This window comes from Rhizobium arsenicireducens (genome assembly GCF_964021225.1).
On record NZ_CAXHYK020000001.1, the window covers coordinates 1388799 to 1404332 of the forward strand.

Consider the following 15534-nt stretch of genomic DNA (forward strand, 5'->3'; position numbering starts at 1 on the left):
CAGGCGGCATCACGTTTCCCGCCTTCCCCTGATCTTTGTCAATTTACCGGCGGGTCAACTGGTATAGGCTGACCAAGCCAGAATGTGGCATGGCAAGCCGTTTGAGACGGTTCGGTTCATCGGCCACAAGGGAGCGACCACCATGGGAAGCATGAGCGACAAGACGGCAGGCCTCGCAAATCAGGCGGCCGGAACGATCAAGCAGAAGATCGGCGAGACGGTCGGCAACGAGCGCCTTCAGGCCGAAGGCTCGGCCCAGGAAGCCAAGGGGCATGTGCAGGAGGCGGTCGGTGATCTGAAGGCCGCAACGAAGGATGTCGCCAACAAGGTCGCCGACACGATCAACAAGAAGCTTTGAATTCAAGATCGATCAAGGCAGGAGGCCGGCTGTTCGTCCGGCCTCTTTGCTTGTTGGCAGAATTGCGCCTGGCCAGTCAGTCACCTCGTGAGTGACGAAAGCCCCATTCGCCGCTTCATCACGCCGCAATCCCGATCATCTCGGAAAAGGCGAACCGTACGCTGTCGGCGACTGCACGGATCGGGTCGCTCGTTTCCTTGCCGGTCAGCAAGCGTACCTCGAACGAGCCGAGATCCGGCAGCCCCTGCTTGGACCCGAGCGCCGTCATGTCGTCCGTCAGGTAGCTGCGCGGCAGAGGAGCCACCGCCAGGTCGGCGATCACGGCGGCGCGCTGGGCCATCGTATGGGCGGACAGATAGGCGATCCGATAGGGGCGCTTGTCGCGGTCTAGTCGCGAAAGCGCATCGGCCCGCCAGCAGCAGCCATCCTCCCAGATCGACACCGGCAAGGGATCGCGCAGATGCGCGGTGCCGCACTTGGCGCCTGCCCAGACCAACTGCTCGGTATGGATCACCTCGCCGTCGTGGCTCACCATGCCGGGCGCGCAATTAACCAGTGTGAGATCGAGGCGCTGTTCCTGCAGCCGGCGTCTCAGCTGCCCGGAGGTATCGACCGTCAGATCGACCATGATCGCCGGATAGATCTCGGCAAAGCGCCGCAGGATAGTCGGCATGAAGCGCTCGCCGATGTCGTCCGGCGCGCCGAGCCGCACCACGCCCTTCATTTCCGGCATACGGAAGCGTCCAACCGCCTCGTTGGAGAGCGCCAGCATGCGCCGGGCATAGGGCAGCAGCGTCTCGCCGCTCTCCGTCAGTGTCACAGAGCGCGCATCGCGCAGGAAGAGCGTCGCATTCAGCTGTTCTTCCAGCTTCTTGATCTGCATGGAGACGGCAGACGGCGTGCGGAACACACGGTCCGCCGCAAGGGTAAAGCTGCTGGTTTCTGCGATCGCCACGAAGGTGCGCAGGATATCGTTGTCGAGCAGCGGCAGGGGCTGGCGAATGGTCAGGGTCATTGGCGCACATCCTTCAATAAAACTGATCCTAAAGACGATATCATCGCGTTTGATTGAATGTCAATCAGGGTGCATCCTGCAACCATCAAGAGAAAAAAGGAGGCAACGATGTTGATTGCAGCCCTGCTCCACATGACCCGCCGCTTGCGAGACGGCGTCTTGCAAGCCCCCGCCGAACGCCGCAAGCGCGTAGCGCTCCGCCAGCTGGCGTCTCTCCCTCCCGAACTGAAACGCGATATCGGCTGGCCACCGGAGCGGTATTCGGTCAGCCCGACGCAACGAACACACCACAAAAACAGATCGATCACATCATAAACATTCGCTTGAATGATGAATGCAACGCGAGCAAAACCCCTGTGCCCATGGGCCGTTGGAAAGGATGAAGACGATGACCATCGTTGGTTTTGACAGCCGGATCATTTTAGGAAGCCGCCGTTTGCCGACGGTCGCGAATTCCATCACAGTGCTGATGACGGCGGCCAGGGCAACACGCCGCTGGCGCGAGCGTCGAGCGAACGCCAGAATACTGGAATCCTTGCCTTTCGATCTGCGCAAGGATCTGGGCTGGCCGCCCATCGACCGGCCGGCACGTAACCTCTGACGCCTCATGCGACGTGGTCAGCCTGCCACGTCGCAAACAGGCCGAGCCGCGTCTATTCCAATTCTCGGCGCTTGCCCGAAATTCGGTCGGTGTTTCAAATTGATGCGTCATTTGCCAAACTCTTGTCACGACGGCCGAGGTCGCAATGAGAAAAGTGGGTCGAGGAGATCGCAGTTTCGTCCTTCCCGCGCTATTCTGCCGTGTTTGTAATGATGCGTGACGCATTCGGAACATCGCCATGACGCCTGCCACGCGAGGAATGGTGAAAACAAGCGGGAACACTGGGCATCAAACATGAACAAGACGCCGACCAGGATTCGTTCACTGGTCTTCTTTCTCGTCCCCAATTTCACGCTCCTGCCCTTTGCGGGTGCGATTGAAACACTGCGCATTGCCAACCGCATGCTAGGCTATCAGGCCTACGAATGGCGCCTTGCCTCCACCGACGGACAGAAGGTGAATTCGTCGAGCGGCATCGGCATGGAGGCCAGTTCGTCATTGGCTGACGAGCGCCGCTACCTGTCGGGCGAAAACCGCCCGAGCATGGTGATCGTCTGTTCCGGGGTCTATGTCGAGGAATTCCACAACAAGTCGGTCAACGCCTGGCTCCGCGAGGCCTATAACCGGGGCATAGCTGTCGGCAGTCTCTGCACCGGGGCCCATGTTCTGGCCCAGGCCGGGCTCTTGAACGGCAAGCGTTGCGCCATTCATTGGGAAAACCTGCCGGGCTTCTCGGAGTCCTTCCCGCAGGCGGAAGTCTATGCCGATCTCTACGAGATCGACGGCAATCTCTATACCTGCGCCGGCGGCACCGCCTCGCTCGACATGATGCTCAATCTGATTGGAGAGGATTTTGGCGAGGGCCTGGTCAACAGGGTCTGCGAGCAGCACCTGACCGACCGGGTGCGCAGCCCAACCGACCGCCAGCGCCTGCCGCTCAGGGCCCGTCTCGGCGTACAGAATTCCAAGGTGCTGTCGATCATCGAATTGATGGAAAACAACCTCGCCGAGCCTCTGTCCCTGCTCCAGCTCGCCGACAATGCCGATCTGTCGCGTCGCCAGATCGAGCGCCTGTTCCGCCAGGAAATGGGCCGCTCGCCGGCACGCTACTATCTCGAGATCCGGCTCGACCGCGCGCGTCACCTGCTGGTGCAGTCCTCCATGCCGATCGTCGAGGTAGCAGTCGCCTGCGGCTTTGTTTCCGCCTCGCACTTCTCCAAATGCTATCGCGAACTCTTCAATCGCTCGCCCCAGCAGGAGCGCGCTGAGCGCAAGCTCACCAAGTCCGCGAACCGCGCCAGCGTCCTCGCCTGACGCCGGCAGCGATGCCGATTCAACCGTAGAGGCTGTAGAAGAAGCGGCCCGAAACGAAAAGCAGGAACAGGCCGAAGCCGATCTCCAGTTGGCGTTTGCTCATTGCATGCGCCAGCTTCGCGCCGTGGGGGGCGACGATCAACGTGACCGGAATGATCAATGCAACGGCGATCCAGTTGATGTAACCCGTCGACAGCGGCGGAAGGCCTTCTTCGCCCCAGCCAGCCCAGATGTAGCCGAACAGGCCAGGCAGCGAGATCAGGACACCGACGCCGGCGGAGGTCGCCACCGCCTGGTAAATCGGCCTTCCGTAGAGGCTCATGAAGGTATTGTTGAGGACGCCTCCGCCGATCCCCATCAGGCCAGAGAGCACGCCGATCCCGGTGCCGACAGTGAAGCGTGTCGGCTCGCCCGGCAAATCGGTACCGAGGTGCCAGCGGGAGGAGAAGAACATCATGCGGAAGGCGAGCAGCAGGGTAATGATTGCAAAGATCAGCCGCAACGCCTCGCTCGACGCCTTGGCGGCGATTACCGCGGCGAGGATCGCCCCGAGCGGCACGGCGATGATCCAGCCCTTCAGCAGCTGCATGTCGACGGCGCCCCGCCGCCGGTGTGCGGCAAAGGACCTGAGCGAGGTCGGCACGATAATGGCAAGCGACGTGCCGACGGCCAGATGCATGCGCACCGCATCGTCGATGCCGACGAGCGCGAAGACCTGGTAGAACACAGGAACCAGCACCGCGCCGCCGCCGATGCCGAAGACGCCGGCAAGTAGCCCCGCCACGCCGCCGGCTATCACCAGCAGGCCGGCAAACATCATCAATTCCGAAACAGGCGGCATCGCAGCGGTCCTTTCCCGGCACGAACGCCGCAAGGGCCCGCGCCTGTCATCAATCCGTGATGCTTCTATCCTATCGTCCGCATCAGGCAAGGACAGGCTGGCGCAAAGCGGTACGCCCCCTGCAGAAGCCCAGCCTCAAGAAGCGCCGCAGGCCTTGCCAGATTTCGATACAGTCATTTCAGACAGGCATTTTGATCCATTCCTTTGCGACCGGCGGCAATGTCCCCCGCCCCATTGTCACACGGTCAAAGAGCCGGCGTTCGCGCCGGCTTTTTATCATGGTGCTTAGGAGCCCTGCTTCACGGCCTCCGCTAAAGCGCCGGATCGGCCGCCTGCCCCTGCGGCGGCAATAGGGTCGTGGGATTGTCGGTGCCGATGCCGTCGACCACCGTATGGCTGGTCTGCCCTTCGGCGATCGCCATGGCGCCCTGCGGCACGATGATTTGCGCGGCAACCGGTGCCCGGGGCGCCGGCGTTGCGGCATCGCCCACGCCCAGCACATCTTCGCCGCCGACGCCGAGTTCGGCATCGATATTCACGCCCTCCTCCGGGATGGCATAGGCATCTGTCTGCGGCATGGGTTGCTGCCCAGACGGCTCGAGCATGACCGACTGCTGATCGACCGTTGCTGCCGGCGCGTTCGAGCCGGCAATACCAGTGCTGCTTCGCGGGTCGTCGACACCGAGCGGGTCATCTTCTTTACGGCTCACCCCGGCAAGGTTCGGCGTATCGAGATAGTCTGCCGCCGCAGAGCCACGGTAGGTGCGCGAGGATCCCGCTGTAGAGGCGACAGGCGCTCCGACGGGACCGAGCAGTTCGTCGTCCGCGACGCGGCCCTCAAGTCGAGGCGGAGACAATAAGGAGGGAGGCGCGGCACCGATCTTGACCGGCGGCCCCATGACGTCACCGATACAGGAGACAAGCAAGGCAGCCGGTACGATGACCAGCGCGGTGCGCTGCAGGAAGGTTGAATACGCCATACGGATGACCACTCTGCCGCAACCGGAGACCGGCACTCTGCTGCACCTGAGGCTAGCACCAGGCCGTTAAGCCTTGGTTTAGGCACCCTGCCCGCCCGCTATTCGGCCGCCGCCCCCGCCGCCTTCATCCGTTCGAGCCATTTCTGCCGAGCGCGTCCATCCTTGCTTTCGACATTGCCGATCAGGCTTGCCCGGATCGGCTTGAAGCCGACGAAACGGAAGATGCCGACCTTCATCGCCTTCAGGCTGTGCGCGCCATAGACCAGCCGGTAGAAAAAGGCCGGCATGCCCATGGTGATGACGATCCTGAGCGAGCGGCCCTTGAGCATCGCGCCCTTGAATGGCCCCCCGTCGCTTCCATAGGCGAAGCCCGGCCTGAGCGTCTGCTCAAGGAAGGCCTTGACCAGCGCCGGCATGCCGCCGAGCCAGAGCGGGAAAATCAGAACGACATGGTCGGCCTTGGCGATCCGCGCCTGCGCTGCAGCGATGTCAGGCCCGACCGTGACGCCTTCCTGCTCCTTCTGCGAACGCAGAAACCTTATGTCGATCGCCGCCAGTTCGAGCCGCTCGACGGAATGGCCGGCCAACACCGCACCGGCGGCATAGGCATCGGCCAGCGCATGGCAGAAGTGGGCTTCACTATCGTCCGGATGCCCCTGGATGATCAGGATGTTTCGCATGCGCCACCCCCTTGGCCTTGATCGAACGCGCGATGATGCCACGAACCGAGTGCTTGTCCAACTTTTCCAGGCGGACCTCGGCCGGATCTGCACCGCTTGGCATCAACCTATGCTGCGCGCCGACCAAGCGAACGGACAAACGAAAGCGCCGGCGGGAATGACCCACCGGCGCCCATTTCTCATTCCGCCAGACCTCAGGCCGCGTGACGACGGCTCGGCTGCGACGAAACCTGGGCATCCAGCTTGAGCCGCGACAGCAATTCGCGCAAGTGACGGCTTTCCTCCGCCAGCGTCTGGCCGGCGGCCGAGGTTTCCTCGACCATGGCGGCGTTCTGCTGGGTCATCTGGTCCATATGGTTGACCGAGGTATTGATCTCCTGAAGGCCGGTTGCCTGTTCGCGAGACGCCGTGGCGATGCTGGTGACGTGGTCGTTGACCTGGTTCACGAGCTTTTCGATCTCGATCAGCGCCTCGCCGGTCGAGCGTACCAGCGCCACGCCGTTCCCGACCTCGGAGGCCGAGTCGCTGATCAGCGTCTTGATCTCCTTCGCCGCATTGGCAGAGCGCTGCGCGAGTTCGCGCACTTCCTGGGCAACGACGGCGAAGCCGCGACCGGCCTCCCCGGCGCGCGCCGCCTCGACGCCGGCATTGAGCGCCAGCAGGTTGGTCTGGAAAGCAATCTCGTCGATCACCGAGATGATCTGGTTGATGCGCGCCGAAGAGCTTTCGATGCGGCCCATGGCATCAACCGCGTTGCGCACGATCTCGCCCGACCGGTTGGCGCTCTTCTTGGTTTCGGCGACCATGTCGCGAGCTTCGTTCGCACGCTCCGAGGCGGTGCGGACCGCAACCGTGATCTCGTCAAGCGCAGCTGCGGTCTCCTCGAGGGCGGCTGCCTGCTGCTCGGTCCGGCGCGACAGGTTGTTGGTCGCTTCGCTGATGTTGCCGGCGCTGTCGCTGACCACGTTGCTCGTCTGGTTGATCGAGCCCATGACGCTGCTGAGCGCTGCCACGGCGGCGTTGAAGTCGCGGCGCAGCTTGTCGTATTCGGCGCTGATCTCGCCGACATTGACCGTCAGGTCGCCCTGAGCCAGACGCTCCAGCGCGTCGCCGATCTGGTGGATCGCTTGATCCTGACGCTCAGAGGCGGTGCGCAGAACGGTCTCGTTGTTCTGCCGCTCGGCGTCCAGCCGCTGCTGCTGCTCGGCTTCCCGACCGCGCATGGTGATGCGATCGTGCACGGAGTCGCGCAGTACGATTAATGTGTCGGCCATGCCGCCGATCTCGTCCTTGCGGCCAGCGTCGATGATGTCAGTGTCAACCTTTTCCTCGGCGATCCGGCCCATGGCATCCTTCAGCCTGCCGATCGGACGAACGACGCTGCGAACCACGGCATAGGCGCAGGAAAGGATGACGATCACGCTGACCGCGATGATCGCACCGAACCACCAGGCATTGGTGTTAAACATGGCGGCCAGGTCGTCGGCATAGACGCCGGTGCCGACAATCCAGCCCCAAGCCTCGAAACCGACGACGTGGGAGAATTTCAGGACAGGCGCTTCGAAACCGGGCTTCGGCCAGTAATAATCGACGAAGCCTTCCTTGCTTGTTTTTACCGTCTTCACGAATTCCAGGAAGATATGCTTGCCGTTCGGGTCTTTGTTCTCGCTCAGGTTCTTCCCGTTCAGCTCCGGCCTGATCGGATGCATCACCATCACAGGCTGCATGTCGTTGACCCAGAGATAACCGTCCGTGCCGTAGCGCATGGCGGCAACGACCTCGAGTGCCTTGGCCTGCGCTTCTTCGCGGCTGAGCGCCCCGTCCTGTTCCATCTTGTGGTACTTGGCGAAGACCGCGAGCGCCGTTTCGTCGATTGCGGCAAGGCCGGCACGGCGCTCGTCCGCCAGCGAATTATAGGAATGGAACAGGCTGAAGGTCAGAGTCGCCACGAGCACGCTCAGCGCCAGCGCCACCAACAGATACAGCCTTACAGATATGCTCAAATTCTTCACGGTAGGAACTCCCCCAAATATTCATGGGCCATGATTCCATGAGAAACTTACGAAATCGATAAACGACGATACCCTAAATTGGGGGAGGCTTACCTAGACACAAGGCCGCGAGACAGCGTGTTGCCGCAGGAAAGGCAATTGCCTAATCTCACCCTTTCCGCCGGGCAATTCCTTCTGCAGGACACAACCTGGATCGGGCGACATCGGACAGGAAACAGGATGAACAGTACAGCAGGACCGGCCGGCGAACTCACCTTGAGGACACTCGCCATGCCTGGCGACGCCAATGCCGCCGGCGACATCTTCGGCGGATGGGTCATGGCACAGATGGACCTGGCCTGCGGCATCCGTGCCGCCGAACGGGCCCGCGGTCGCGTGGTCACCGCAGCCGTCCAGGAAATGGCCTTCGCCATGCCGGTAAAGATCGGCGACACGCTGTGCGTCTATACCGATATCGCCAAGGTCGGCCGCACCTCGATCAAGCTTGCGGTGGAGGTCTGGGCCCAGCGCTATCTGACCCACACGATGGAAAAGGTCACGGCCGCGACCTTCGTGATGGTTGCGCTGGACGACCAGGGCAAGCCAACGCCGGTGCCGGCCGAATAATCGCCAGCGCCGCCGCCCCCTGCCTTCCGGGGCGCGAAGACCGCCCTGCTCGCCCCACCATCCACCATTCCGCATCCCTCTCGTGCGGCTGCGGATATCAGAAGGTCGCGTCGGCACCCCGACTGCCGTTACTTTGTCGCGCTTTTCCCGGGACTCCTCCGCCACCAGCCTATGCCTCCCCCTACCCGCTCACGCGCGAAAGATCAGAGCGGCGCCGCCGGCAATCATCGCGAAACCGAGGAAGTGGTTGATCGTCAGCAATTCCTTCATCCAGAAGACCGAGAAACCGGAAAAGATCAGTAGTGTAATGACCTCCTGGATCGTCTTCAGCTGCGCCGCGGAATAGACCTGCGCACCGATCCGGTTGGCGGGCACGGCCAGACAGTATTCGAAGAAGGCGATACCCCAGCTCACCAGCACCACCAGATAGAGTGCCGAGCCCTTGAATTTCAGGTGGCCATACCAGGCGAAGGTCATGAACACGTTGGAAAGCGCCAGCATAACGATCGGCCATACGGCGGCGGGACTAAAGGTCGGCATTGGAAATCCTTGGAATGATGACTGGACCCGCCGATCTCCGGCACTGAACGTGGCGCGAGTACCGGCGACGAATCCGTCGATGAGAGGCAGACCTTGCCGCAATCACCGGGCCACGTCCATTCCGTCCTGGCCACTTCTGGCCAGTCCCGGCCACGGCTCTCAGGTCCCGCTTCACAACCACAAGTACAGGTACGGAACATGCCTGGAGCAGCGCGAACACCAATCGTCCGCAGCGTTAAATGAATTTTATCAGAATGGTGCAACCTTGGGAGATAGGAGACCCTTCCTTTTTTTTACAGCACAGCAGTTTTCAATCGGATATTGTATTTGAGACAGCAAGCATCGACCTCCAACGCAAAGTTCGGCCCCGCGACAAGAGGGGCGCAAGCCGCCTACATCGTTGGCGGGCTGCGGTCGACGCTGGTCTTCAATGTCGCGATCTCCTTGTCCGCTGTCCTGATCGTTGCACTCACTCAAGGCTTCTCGCCTGCCATCATGGGATGGTTGGCAGCGACAATCGTCGCAGCGGTCATTCGCGCCGTCGCTGCATACCGCCTGGTGCGCTTCAACTATATTGACACCAACCCGGACTTTGCCCTGCGACACATGACTATTGGCGCCCTCTTGTCCGGTTTGGCCTGGGCCGCGTTGCCGTTCTGCGTCAACGATTTCACCGCGGTTGGCAAGGATGCGGCGATCTGCCTGATCATGGTCGGCATAGCGGCCGGGTCGATGATCCGCGGCATAGGCTATTCGCAACTGTCGATGGCCTTCTCCGTCCCGATCCTGCTGTCGATCATCGCATGGCTGTCCTATCAAGGTGGTTCACACGCCATCATCCTGGCGCTGGACGTGCTCGGTCTACTGTTGGTGATGGTCCAGAGCAACCGTTCCGCCGAAAGGGTCTTTGTCAGCAACGAAGTCGCGAAGCTCGAGGCGACGGCGCTCGCCGAATCCCTGGAGATCGCAAATCTGGACATCCAGCAGAAGAATTCCCGGCTTGAAGTGCTGGCGAACCGCGACCCCATCACGGGCCTCGCCAACCGCATGCACTTCAATGGACGTCTGCTGGGCGACATCGCCAGGGCCAAGGCCATCGGAGGCGAAGTCGCCTTGCTGCTGATCGACCTCGACCGCTTCAAGCAGATCAACGATACCCTCGGCCACAGTGCCGGCGACGCCATGCTGCGCGCAGTCGGCGAGCGCCTCAGCGCGACCGTCCGCGACGATGGCCTGATCGCCCGCCTGGGTGGCGACGAGTTCGCCATCATCGTTGCCGGTCCCAACGCCAGATGGCGTTGTCGCGATCATGCCGAGGCACTGCTGCAGGAAAGCCTCGCACCGATCACCTTCGGCAGCAGCCAATCGGTCATTGCGCTGAGCATGGGCCTGGCGACGTTCCCCGACCACGCCTCCAGCGCCGATGAACTGCTGGCGTCGGCCGACATGGCGCTCTACAACGCCAAGAGCAAGGGACGCCGGCAGATCCGCGAATTCGATCCGGGCCTCAAGTCTCTCGCCGACCGCCAGAGGTTGGTCGAACAGGATCTGGCAGCCGCCATTCAAGCCGGCGGGGTGGAGACCTGGTTCCAGCCGCAGATCGATCTGGAAACCGGAGAGATTGCCGGCTTCGAGGCGCTGATCCGCTGGCACCACCCGCAGCTCGGCTTCGTGTCGCCTCCGGAAATCGTCGCGGCCGCGCAGTCGCTTCATCTGACGGAGACACTCACCGGCCACGTCGCAACCGCCGTTTGTCAGTTGCTCACACGCCTGCCCGCGCTCGACCTGGCCGAAGCGACCGTGGCGCTCAACGTTTCGCCGCTCGAGTTTGCCATCTATTCCGTCGCGGACATGCTGGAACAGGTGACCACGCTGCACGGCATCAACCGGGCGCGCCTGGAGATCGAGATCACCGAGGAAGCCATCCTCGATACCGACGGAGCCGGCGAACAGCTCAAGCAGCTGGAAACCGCCGGCTACAAGCTCGCCGTCGACGATTTCGGCATGGGTCACTCGTCGCTCGCCTATCTGATCAGCCTGAAGGTCGACCGCCTGAAGATCGACCGCAGTTTCGCCAAGGGCGTCGCGGGATCGCGCGCCAATCAGGACCTGATCGCCGCGCTCGTCGGTCTCGGCCATGCCCTGAAGCTCGACATCGTCGTCGAGGGCGTCGAAACCGAGGAGGATGCCGCCGTGCTCGAAATGCTCGGCTGCCGCATTGCCCAGGGCTATCATTTCGCCCGCCCGATGCCGGTCGAGGCCCTCATCGCCTGGATCGCCCGCCGCGCCAAGAGCGAAGTCCGCCGCGCGGTTGCGTAACGGCGAGCCGATCGCATTGCGGCCCTGCAATTGCCGCATGACAGTTCCTGTCAGCAATAGATTACACGTTTCACTTTTGTTCCATCGTTGACGCGCCGCCCCCTTTTCTTTGCAGGCGGGATTCTCCATATTCGCCGCATGGCCAAATCACCGAAGAATCCCGCCGTCCGTCCGGGCGAAGAACGGCAAGGACAAGCGCCCGCTGGAGATCGTTCCGCCCCCTCCGGTTTCGCGGAGGCGCCCCAGGCACCGTTCGATGGCGCGCCCCTGTCCGGGACGCCCTTCGAGAGAAGCGAGAAGGATCGGCCAGTCCCGGCGAACGAATTGTCCGGCAGTGTCTCCGACTGGGTCAAGCAGCTCGAGGCCGAGGCCGAGGCGTCGACCGTCGAGAGCCAGCGGGAGCTCGCCTCCAAGGCCGGCAAGCATCGCAAGAAGATCGAGATCGAGGCGCGCAAGCACAGCGAAAAGGTGGCCATGGCGAAATCCTCGCGCGGCACCTCGATGGGTGTCTCGTCGGATCCGAAGACCCGGGCGGCCGCCGGCCTCAATCCCGTCGCCGGCATGGACGTCAGCCTCGAGGACGCCGGCACGCTCGCGCCCGGCGCCGTCACCGCCACCGTCGAGGCGCTGTCCTCGCTGATCGAAAGCGGCAATCCGCTGTTCAAGGACGGCAAGATCTGGACGCCGCACCGCCCGGCCCGGCCGGACAAGTCCGAGGGCGGCATCCCGATCCGCATGGTCTCCGACTACCAGCCCGCCGGCGACCAGCCGACCGCCATCAAGGACCTCGTCGAGGGCCTGGCCAATGACGACCGCACCCAGGTCCTGCTCGGCGTCACCGGTTCGGGCAAGACCTTCACCATGGCCAAGGTGATCGAGGCGACCCAGCGCCCGGCCGTCATCCTCGCGCCCAACAAGACGCTCGCCGCCCAGCTCTATTCGGAGTTCAAGAACTTCTTCCCCGACAATGCGGTGGAATATTTCGTCTCCTATTACGACTACTACCAGCCGGAAGCCTATGTGCCGCGCTCCGACACCTTCATCGAGAAGGAATCGTCGATCAACGAACAGATCGACCGCATGCGCCACGCCGCCACCCGCGCCATCCTCGAGCGCGACGACTGCATCATCGTCGCCTCGGTCTCCTGCATCTACGGTATCGGCTCGGTCGAGACCTATACCGCCATGACCTTCGAGATGAATGTCGGCGACCGGCTCGACCAGCGGCAATTGCTCGCCGACCTCGTCGCCCAGCAATACAAGCGGCAGGACATCAATTTCGTCCGCGGTTCCTTCCGGGTGCGCGGCGACACCATCGAGATCTTCCCGGCCCACCTTGAGGATGCCGCCTGGCGCATCTCCATGTTCGGCGACGAGATCGACGCCATCACCGAGTTCGATCCCCTGACCGGCCACAAGACCGGCGAGATGAAGTCGGTGAAGATCTACGCCAATTCGCACTATGTCACGCCGCGCCCGACGCTGAACGGCGCGATCAAGTCGATCAAGGACGAACTGAAGGTTCGCCTCGCCGAGCTGGAAAAGGGCGGCCGCCTGCTCGAAGCGCAGCGGCTGGAACAGCGCACCCGCTACGACATCGAGATGCTGGAAGCGACCGGCTCCTGCGCCGGCATCGAGAACTATTCGCGCTATCTGACCGGCCGCCGCCCCGGCGAGCCGCCGCCGACGCTGTTCGAATATATCCCCGACAATGCGCTTCTGTTCATCGACGAGAGCCACGTTTCCGTCTCGCAGATCGGCGGCATGTATCGCGGCGACTTCCGCCGCAAGGCGACGCTGGCCGAATACGGCTTCCGCCTGCCGTCCTGCCTCGACAACCGCCCGCTTCGCTTCGAGGAATGGGACGCCATGCGGCCGCAGACGGTCGCGGTCTCGGCCACGCCCGGCAATTGGGAGATGGAACAGGCCGGTGGCGTGTTTGCCGAACAGGTCATCCGCCCGACCGGCCTGATCGACCCGCCGGTCGAGGTGCGCCCGGCCAAGTCCCAGGTCGACGACGTGCTCGGCGAGATCCGCGAGACGGCGCTTGCCGGCTACCGCACGCTGGTCACCGTGCTCACCAAGCGCATGGCCGAGGACCTCACCGAATACCTCCACGAACAGGGTGTCCGCGTGCGCTACATGCACTCGGACATCGACACGCTGGAGCGCATCGAGATCATCCGCGACCTGCGGCTCGGCGCCTTCGACGTGCTGGTCGGCATCAACCTTCTGCGCGAGGGCCTCGACATTCCGGAATGTGGCTTCGTCGCCATCCTCGACGCCGACAAGGAAGGCTTTTTGCGCTCGGAGACGTCCCTTATTCAGACCATCGGCCGCGCCGCCCGAAACGTCGACGGCAAGGTCATCCTCTATGCCGACCGGATCACCGGCTCGATGCAGCGCGCCATGGACGAGACCTCGCGCCGCCGCGAAAAGCAGACGGCCTACAATATCGAGCACGGCATCACGCCGGAATCGGTCAAGGCGCATATCTCCGACATTCTCGACTCGGTCTACGAGCGCGACCATGTCCGCGCCGACATTTCCGGCGTCGCCGGCAAGGGCTTTGCCGATGACGGCCATCTGGTCGGGGCCAACCTCCAGGCCCATCTCAACGCGCTGGAAAAACAGATGCGCGACGCCGCCGCCGACCTCGACTTCGAGGCCGCCGCGCGGCTGCGCGACGAGATCAAGCGCCTCAAGGCCGTCGAACTCGCCGCCATGGACGACCCGATGGCCAAGGACGAGGCACGGCAACTGGAACGCGGCGGCGAACCCCGCATCTCGCTCTCCGGCCGCTCCAAGACCGGCCGGCCGCGGGATAGCCACCTCCCCCCTCAAGGGGAGAGTGACAGTGCTTCGCCCTCCTACTTCGCCAAGCCGACGCTCGACGACATGGGCCCGGGGACCGACATGCCGACGCCGGCATCCAGAAGCCTGTTCCGCCAGAACAGCCTCGACGAAATGACGGTGGGCCGCACCGAAAAGCCGGTGCCCGGCAAACTGCCGCAGAAGCCGAAGATCGAGCCCGACCGCGGTCCGATCTCCCCCCTTGAGGGGGAGATGTCGCCGAAGGCGACAGAGGGGGGTGTCTCCCGGCCCGCCGCCGACGACCCCCGCCCGATCATCCGCGCCAGACCCGGCGCCGGCTCCTACGAGGATCCGGGCGACCAGAAACGCAAGACCCGCACCAAGGGCAAGACCGGCCGGCCGGGACGCTGACCTTCTCCCCCTCGGTGGGGGAGAATGGAATTTCAGCACCTTAGCAAAGCTAAGTGCTAGAAATTCCAAGTGAGGGGGCAAGACCGAACCTCGGCGATCACCCCTCACCAACAAAATCCAACACTGAACCTTCGGCTAAGCCGTTGATTTTGTAACCTCTCCCACAAGGGGAGAGGTGGGTTTCGGCCGCCGGGCAGGACGGGCACCCTCCCCCTTATGGGGAGCATTGGGGGGCAAGGCCCTCGCCGCATCCGACCCGGCCCCACGGCCCTGCCCCGCCCCTTGCCCACCCGGACCTTTTTCGGTCCAAGCGGCAAAATCCCGCCGCTTCGCCCGCGCCGGGCCACGCGCCGTTCACGCTCATCGGCTATGGTGGCGCCCGCAACAATCCGGCCCGCCCAAGGAGCACGCCCATGAAAACCCTCGCCACCGCGGCCTTCGCCGCCCTTCTCCTGACCACCGCCGCAAAGGCCGGCGAACTGTCCTTCCCGTCCGACTCGCCGATCGCCTCGATCACCGTGCCGGACAGCTGGACGCTGGACGAAACCGACACCGGCGCCGAGGTCACCTCGCCGGACGAGGCGATCTACTTCTTCATCGACGTCGCCGACGCCAAGACCACCGACGCCGTCATCGACGACGCCGCCGACTTCCTCACCGAGAACGGCGTCACCGTCGATGCGGCCAGCCTCAAGCAGTCGACCGACAAGCTGAACGGCATGGACATGGTCAATCTCGATTGGGACGGCACCGACAAGGACGGCCCGGTGTCGATCGGCATGTCGATCGTCCAGCCCAACCCGGAAAAGCTGCTGGTCATCACCTACTGGGGCACCAAGGGCGAACAGGAAAAACACGCCACCGACCTGGTGGCGATCATCAACTCGCTGAAGCCGGTCAAGTAAGACCTGACGCGGCAGCCTCCTCTCCCCAACGAGGGAGAGCATAGTTCGCCCCAAGAGGCGAAGCCGATTGGCGAGGCGAACTTGGTGAGGGGGTCTTTCGTTTTGCAGGCACACCCCCTCACCAACAAAATCTAACCC

Annotated in this window: 14 protein-coding genes; 8 read left to right on the forward strand and 6 right to left on the reverse strand. The window is 63.2% G+C overall.

What is annotated here, in order from left to right:
* The first annotated feature begins 142 nt into the window (after nucleotides 1–142).
* The gene (locus ACWPVA_RS06565; RefSeq protein WP_454286919.1) at nucleotides 143–358 is read left to right on the forward strand and encodes a CsbD family protein; all 216 of its coding nucleotides are present in this window, start codon (nucleotides 143–145) and stop codon (nucleotides 356–358) included.
* A gap of 118 nt (nucleotides 359–476) precedes the next feature.
* On the opposite strand, the gene ACWPVA_RS06570 is transcribed toward ACWPVA_RS06565, so the two are convergent.
* On the reverse strand, nucleotides 477–1373 hold the full coding sequence (locus ACWPVA_RS06570; protein WP_454286920.1) for a LysR family transcriptional regulator: 897 nt from the start codon (nucleotides 1371–1373) through the stop codon (nucleotides 477–479).
* 108 nt (nucleotides 1374–1481) lie between these two features.
* Between ACWPVA_RS06570 and ACWPVA_RS06575 the strand changes: the two genes are divergently transcribed.
* The 3 genes from ACWPVA_RS06575 to ACWPVA_RS06585 all read left to right on the forward strand — a co-directional run bounded on the left by ACWPVA_RS06575 (nucleotide 1482) and on the right by ACWPVA_RS06585 (nucleotide 3288).
* Nucleotides 1482–1688 carry a hypothetical protein gene (locus ACWPVA_RS06575; protein WP_454286921.1) on the forward strand — a complete coding sequence of 69 codons (207 nt, stop codon included), beginning with the start codon at nucleotides 1482–1484 and terminating at the stop codon, nucleotides 1686–1688.
* Between the two features lie 73 nt (nucleotides 1689–1761).
* Nucleotides 1762–1974, forward strand: a complete 213-nt coding sequence (locus ACWPVA_RS06580; RefSeq protein WP_454286922.1) for a hypothetical protein — start codon at nucleotides 1762–1764, stop codon at nucleotides 1972–1974.
* 294 nt (nucleotides 1975–2268) lie between these two features.
* Complete coding sequence (locus ACWPVA_RS06585) at nucleotides 2269–3288, forward strand: GlxA family transcriptional regulator (RefSeq protein ID WP_454286923.1); 1020 nt, start codon at nucleotides 2269–2271, stop codon at nucleotides 3286–3288.
* Between the two features lie 19 nt (nucleotides 3289–3307).
* Here ACWPVA_RS06585 and ACWPVA_RS06590 read toward each other — a convergent pair whose 3' ends face one another.
* The 4 genes from ACWPVA_RS06590 to ACWPVA_RS06605 form a co-directional block, all read right to left on the reverse strand.
* Complete coding sequence (locus tag ACWPVA_RS06590) at nucleotides 3308–4129, reverse strand: sulfite exporter TauE/SafE family protein (protein WP_454286924.1); 822 nt, start codon at nucleotides 4127–4129, stop codon at nucleotides 3308–3310.
* A 311-nt stretch (nucleotides 4130–4440) separates the two neighbouring features.
* Nucleotides 4441–5109 (reverse strand): hypothetical protein, encoded by a 669-nt coding sequence (locus tag ACWPVA_RS06595; RefSeq protein WP_454286925.1) that lies wholly within the window; start codon nucleotides 5107–5109, stop codon nucleotides 4441–4443.
* A gap of 98 nt (nucleotides 5110–5207) precedes the next feature.
* Complete coding sequence (locus ACWPVA_RS06600) at nucleotides 5208–5789, reverse strand: NAD(P)H-dependent oxidoreductase (RefSeq protein WP_454286926.1); 582 nt, start codon at nucleotides 5787–5789, stop codon at nucleotides 5208–5210.
* A 194-nt stretch (nucleotides 5790–5983) separates the two neighbouring features.
* Nucleotides 5984–7801 carry a methyl-accepting chemotaxis protein gene (locus ACWPVA_RS06605; RefSeq protein ID WP_454286927.1) on the reverse strand — a complete coding sequence of 606 codons (1818 nt, stop codon included), beginning with the start codon at nucleotides 7799–7801 and terminating at the stop codon, nucleotides 5984–5986.
* 219 nt (nucleotides 7802–8020) lie between these two features.
* Here ACWPVA_RS06605 and ACWPVA_RS06610 point away from each other — a divergent pair, with 219 nt between their 5' ends.
* Nucleotides 8021–8407, forward strand: coding sequence for an acyl-CoA thioesterase (locus ACWPVA_RS06610; protein WP_454286928.1), 387 nt, complete (start codon nucleotides 8021–8023; stop codon nucleotides 8405–8407).
* Nucleotides 8408–8596: 189 nt separating this feature from the next.
* On the opposite strand, the gene ACWPVA_RS06615 is transcribed toward ACWPVA_RS06610, so the two are convergent.
* A complete protein-coding gene (locus ACWPVA_RS06615; RefSeq protein WP_454286929.1) occupies nucleotides 8597–8947 on the reverse strand; it encodes a DMT family protein in 351 nt (116 codons plus the stop codon).
* 327 nt (nucleotides 8948–9274) lie between these two features.
* On the opposite strand from ACWPVA_RS06615, the gene ACWPVA_RS06620 reads away from it, so the two are divergent.
* The 3 genes from ACWPVA_RS06620 to ACWPVA_RS06630 all read left to right on the forward strand — a co-directional run bounded on the left by ACWPVA_RS06620 (nucleotide 9275) and on the right by ACWPVA_RS06630 (nucleotide 15396).
* A complete protein-coding gene (locus ACWPVA_RS06620; protein ID WP_454286930.1) occupies nucleotides 9275–11266 on the forward strand; it encodes a putative bifunctional diguanylate cyclase/phosphodiesterase in 1992 nt (663 codons plus the stop codon).
* 138 nt (nucleotides 11267–11404) lie between these two features.
* Nucleotides 11405–14491 (forward strand): excinuclease ABC subunit UvrB, encoded by a 3087-nt coding sequence (gene uvrB, locus ACWPVA_RS06625; protein ID WP_454286931.1) that lies wholly within the window; start codon nucleotides 11405–11407, stop codon nucleotides 14489–14491.
* Nucleotides 14492–14904: 413 nt separating this feature from the next.
* Entirely contained in the window at nucleotides 14905–15396 is a 492-nt protein-coding gene (locus tag ACWPVA_RS06630; protein ID WP_454286932.1) for a histidine kinase, read from the forward strand.
* Nucleotides 15397–15534 lie beyond the last annotated feature (138 nt).

Coding starts and splice junctions, on each gene's coding strand:
- uvrB (WP_454286931.1), top strand. CDS start 11,405: ATGGCCAAATCACCGAAGAATCCCGCCGTCCGTCCGGGCGAAGAACGG.
- ACWPVA_RS06610 (WP_454286928.1), top strand. CDS start 8,021: ATGAACAGTACAGCAGGACCGGCCGGCGAACTCACCTTGAGGACACTC.
- ACWPVA_RS06615 (WP_454286929.1), bottom strand. CDS start 8,947: ATGCCGACCTTTAGTCCCGCCGCCGTATGGCCGATCGTTATGCTGGCG.
- ACWPVA_RS06590 (WP_454286924.1), bottom strand. CDS start 4,129: ATGCCGCCTGTTTCGGAATTGATGATGTTTGCCGGCCTGCTGGTGATA.
- ACWPVA_RS06580 (WP_454286922.1), top strand. CDS start 1,762: ATGACCATCGTTGGTTTTGACAGCCGGATCATTTTAGGAAGCCGCCGT.
- ACWPVA_RS06575 (WP_454286921.1), top strand. CDS start 1,482: ATGTTGATTGCAGCCCTGCTCCACATGACCCGCCGCTTGCGAGACGGC.
- ACWPVA_RS06600 (WP_454286926.1), bottom strand. CDS start 5,789: ATGCGAAACATCCTGATCATCCAGGGGCATCCGGACGATAGTGAAGCC.
- ACWPVA_RS06630 (WP_454286932.1), top strand. CDS start 14,905: ATGAAAACCCTCGCCACCGCGGCCTTCGCCGCCCTTCTCCTGACCACC.
- ACWPVA_RS06570 (WP_454286920.1), bottom strand. CDS start 1,373: ATGACCCTGACCATTCGCCAGCCCCTGCCGCTGCTCGACAACGATATC.
- ACWPVA_RS06565 (WP_454286919.1), top strand. CDS start 143: ATGGGAAGCATGAGCGACAAGACGGCAGGCCTCGCAAATCAGGCGGCC.
- ACWPVA_RS06595 (WP_454286925.1), bottom strand. CDS start 5,109: ATGGCGTATTCAACCTTCCTGCAGCGCACCGCGCTGGTCATCGTACCG.
- ACWPVA_RS06585 (WP_454286923.1), top strand. CDS start 2,269: ATGAACAAGACGCCGACCAGGATTCGTTCACTGGTCTTCTTTCTCGTC.